At 42.9% G+C, this 4342-nt stretch carries 2 protein-coding genes and 1 pseudogene; all 3 read right to left on the bottom strand.

The genetic code is table 11. The annotated features are described in order from the left end of the window. Positions 1–37: 37 nt before the first annotated feature. Positions 38–1108: a lipocalin-like domain-containing protein gene (locus D9603_RS21360; protein ID WP_128732842.1), complete on the bottom strand. Its 1071-nt coding sequence runs from the start codon at positions 1106–1108 to the stop codon at positions 38–40. Further along, a complete protein-coding gene (locus D9603_RS21365) occupies positions 1098–3563 on the bottom strand; it encodes an FtsX-like permease family protein (protein ID WP_241651749.1) in 2466 nt (821 codons plus the stop codon). Before D9603_RS21365 ends, D9603_RS21360 begins: the two co-directional genes overlap by 11 nt. Next, positions 3556–4211 (bottom strand): annotated as a pseudogene (locus D9603_RS21370) (ABC transporter ATP-binding protein). The gene D9603_RS21365 and the pseudogene D9603_RS21370 overlap by 8 nt, the downstream one beginning before the upstream one ends. Positions 4212–4342: the final 131 nt, after the last annotated feature.

Genomic DNA, 4342 nt, shown 5'->3' on the forward strand with positions numbered 1-4342 from the left:
TATTAAGTCAAATTGGTATCAATATAATTTTTAGCGCTTATTCGTAGCCCACCAGCTCAGCGAAACCTTCTCCATCAAATCCTCCAGAGGTTCTGACTCGCCCCTCCCAATAGGGAATAGAGAGCTGATTCCTAGAGTCTCGATTAATGGCTTCAATGGTAATTGGTGACTTACCATCAAGCTCCAGCAGCCATTTAGAAGGATAATGAACACCATCAAGCGGTATTGACTTTAGCACCGTCAGTTTAATTTCATTATGTTCTATCTGCTGTGGCGATTTTCCATCGCTTGCAATCTTGGTACCTCGACAATCAGTGTAGTTTTGCTCACTATCACGAATGCAAAACACCATCAGAGCCCCCTGTTTGCTGTCTTTTGCGCGGATACTAAACCAATCCCATCCACGCTGTGTTTTACTTATAAAAGCTGATGACCACTCTCTATCAAGCCAAGCTTTACCTGATACTTGATGGCTTTCACCGTTAAAGTAAAGCGTGCCAGAGGCATTTAAAAATGGGTAGCTATAATACATGGATGCATGACCATCTGCGGTCTTTTCGCTATAACCATTTTCCCCATGTAATACCAAGGGACTATCATTAAGCTTAAGATTAATACTGTTGCCGCTTTCGCTTGCATGCAGAGACAGAGGCAAAAAAGCGCTTGAGTCACTTTTTAAATACCAGTCGTCAAGGCGGGCAATAAAAGGAGTAGTGGCGATTTCTATTTGACCTGCGCGACCATAACGCTCATAAGCTTGATGAGACTCATCATTTTGGATCGCAAAATGCGCAAAGTAGAGCTGATCATCCCACCAATGACTCGCGTAATGTGTGTTTGGGGCGGATACTCTAAATAACGTCCATTGCACCCCAAACGCTTTGCCTAAATCGCTGTGAAGATTTGCCGTGATATACCACCATTCAATACCTTGATCTGGATGACTGCCATGATCATGAGGAAAGCGTAGTTGATAATCCGGTGATACAGCAGTGCCTCGCACTTGGCTAAAAAAGCGCGTTTGAGCCTCGGTGTCGCTGGCAGGCTCTGGCGTACAAGCCACACATAGTGCCAATATAAATAACAATAAACACAATCTAGTCTTCATGTAATAAGTCCGCAACTGCATATCGACTGAACTTAATGAGCGGGGCAATACTTACCAACAAGGCTAAACTATAAATACCCATGATAAACACCATAATACTTTGATACGGAATCAAAAAAGGAATGCTCCAGCCAAACCCGACAGGCATTACAAACTTCAGTAATACCCAGCCCAATAACCCACCTAATACCATTGCTAATACCAGGCTTACCAATAAGATAATCGAGCTTTGCGACAGCTTAATCTGAAATGCTTGTAGTGTAGTGATCCCCAAGGTTTTAAGCACAGCCAAAGGTTGCACCTGCTTGACTCCCAAAGTGAGTAATGACACCCAAAGACCAAATAAGGCAATCACCACTATCATCAGGTTCAGAGCATTGGTCGCGTAAAATGTATGTTCAAATAATTGTGTCGCATATTTTTTAAACACATGATTTTCAACAACTTGTGATTCGGTAAGCTCAAATTGTTGTAAAAGTTGCTGTTTTAAGCCGAGCTCATCAGCTCCTTCTTTTAAACGCAATGAGAAGCCAAAAGCCTCGTAATTAAACTTGGCTTGTAAAATGGCTGTAGTAACCACCACAAAAACACTGCGCTGCTCACCATAATCATAGTAAAACCCTGTTATTTCGCAGTTAATCTGACGCTCACCCTGTTTGATGGTGACGTATTGACCCAATCTTATGCCATGTAATAGTTTACTTGGTTCATTAGCAAGGCACCCACTGCGCGGTATGCTGGCTTCGTGGTACAGCGTTTTTGAAGTTGGTGGAGCTCCAGAAAGCAATGTAAGATTTTGATGTAAATCAGCATGAGAGCCAAAGCTGATTAATCTCACTGATTGTGTATTAGGGTCACTATCATTGCGCTGATAACTGCCTTCTGCTTGCCAAAAAACACCCACAGTATCAACTTCCTGCCTTGCTGATAACCATTGATACTGCCAGCTTTCTATATGATTTGGCCGAATATAGAGCTCGGCACTTAAACGACTATCTAAATGAATTTGCAACGCAGTGCTAAAGCTTGCAACCATAATTTGCAACCCCACCGACGTACCCACAGCCAGCAAAACTGCATAGACGCTCGTGGTTAATACTCTGATCTGCTCATGACTATCGGCTTTCATCCACTTGAGTAATGGCCGGGTTGTGGGTATACACGCAAACGATATTCGCAGTACCACAGGCGTAATAATAAAGAACACCAGCAATAAACACACACAAAGGCCAAGCGCGAAAAAAGGATTATCGCTACCAATATAGAAGTACCCTGCTATCAGTCCTGCTCCTATGACACAAAGTACTTGAAACCTTTTCTTACGATGGAAAATCAACACATTGGTTTGTGCATAAGCAATGCTCGCCAATACCAACATATTTAGCATAAAGGCTTGTAAAACGACCACCCAACTGAAATGAACCGGTAAATGCCTGTCCAGTTCGAAGAGACCTTTCAGTGCGAGTGTGATTTCTGCCACCAAAGCATTCGAGCCGACAAAAGCGATACCGGCACCGAGCAACGCTGCCAAAAAGCTAAGTAGTATTATTTCTATACTTACGGCGACAACAAGCGTGCGCTGCAGACAACCCAGCAATATAAGTTGCTGATGCAATTTTTGTCGGCTATGCAGACACAATTTAATGGCATTGAAACTTAAAAAAGCGCCAACAACATAACCCAATAACGCAAGCGCTTTGAGATTGAAAAAGAAGGCTTGTGACAGGGAGTCGAATGATTGCGCCTCGGCACTTTGCAGTCGCGCTTTGTTGGTAATAATGGCGTTTACCTGCGCACTATTCAAATGAAAGTCTGAAATTTCTATGTAACTGATTTTTCCTTCCAAATGTAACAGGCGGTCAACCAAGGCTATGTCTGCCAACGCGGTATTCCCGCTAAGCCCTGGTAATACGAAAAACACACAATCAACACCGGCAATTTGCATACTTTGATGCTGCTTCAAGGAGAAGCGCTCCGCTAATGCATTGGAGATATAAATAGTGTTAAAACCAAACTGCATACTGGGATTTTGATTTTGTTGACGGTCTGATTGACTCCCTTTGCCAAGCCACTGAAGAGTATTTACACCTTTTATACGTACTTTTTGACCTTCGACTATTGTGACCACCCCTTCAGCCACCGGCTCAGTAGAACGTACACCTGCTTTTCGTAGCGCCTGCCAAATAGTCGCTTCAAGTGTTTTACTACCGTGAATTGGCCTCACAAAGTGACTGATTGGATTATTTATCAACGCACTGGTTTGGTGGTAGCGGTTATTCGCTTCTTGATTCAGCCCTTGGATTGCACCTAATAACGCACTCCCCAGCGACAAACCAAGAACAAACAGGAAAAAGAGCCAAAGGTGTCGGCGATAAAACTGGAAAAAAACCCCCAGTATTAATCTAATTTCAAGCGCTGTAGGTAAGGCCATGTTTAACTGAGAGTGCTTAACCATAAGCGCGCTTATTCTCAATGGTCACTTTTCTATCTAGGCTATTGGCAAGGTGTTGGCTGTGAGTAACCATAATCAGGTTCACCGACTGCTCTTGGCATAGCTGACGTAAAAGTGACACAACTTCTTCGCTTTTGGCTGCATCTAAATTGCCTGTGGGCTCATCTGCTAATAGCAACTGAGGTTTATTCAACATAGCCCGTGCAATACCTACTCGCTGTTGCTCCCCACCAGATAATTGATGTGGTAAGGCATTGAGTTTATCTGCGATCCCCAAGCGTGAAGCCAGTGTTTTGACTGTCTGTGGTGCTAGTTTTATATTGTTGAGCTGTGCTTGGAAGTAATATTGTCGTATACGTTGAGTACTGATAGTAGTTGATAATGCTGGAATATCATGCCCAGGCTTCTGCGGTATCTGGCCTGCGCTGTGTCGTTAAATTTTGTAATATCTTGGCCGTCGATAATGATGCTGCCACTGTCAGGCCTGAGTAGCCCACCTATTAAATGGATCAATGTGGTTTTGCCAGAGCCGCTATCTCCTACCACTGCCACTTGCTCATTTTTACCGATACTAAGATTAAGATCACTTAAAATTTCTCTGCGAGACTCTCCGTCACGACGAGAGAAGACAACATTTTGTACTTCTACCACAGACACATATTCCTTTCTTATACTAATTATTTTAATCATACCAATTTACTTAATTAAGTGGTCTATTTTGAGGCGAGAAATCTTGTCGATAACTAGGCAAAAATTTTGCTATTTAGTTGTTCTAAATGAGA

Source organism: Pseudoalteromonas sp. PS5 (assembly GCF_004103255.1).
In the GTDB taxonomy this organism is placed as follows: Bacteria; Pseudomonadota; Gammaproteobacteria; order Enterobacterales; family Alteromonadaceae; genus Pseudoalteromonas; species Pseudoalteromonas peptidolytica.

Excerpts from the sequence above, each read along its gene's own strand:
- D9603_RS21360 (WP_128732842.1), bottom strand. The coding sequence starts at position 1,108 with ATGAAGACTAGATTGTGTTTATTGTTATTTATATTGGCACTATGTGTG.
- D9603_RS21365 (WP_241651749.1), bottom strand. The coding sequence starts at position 3,563 with ATGGTTAAGCACTCTCAGTTAAACATGGCCTTACCTACAGCGCTTGAA.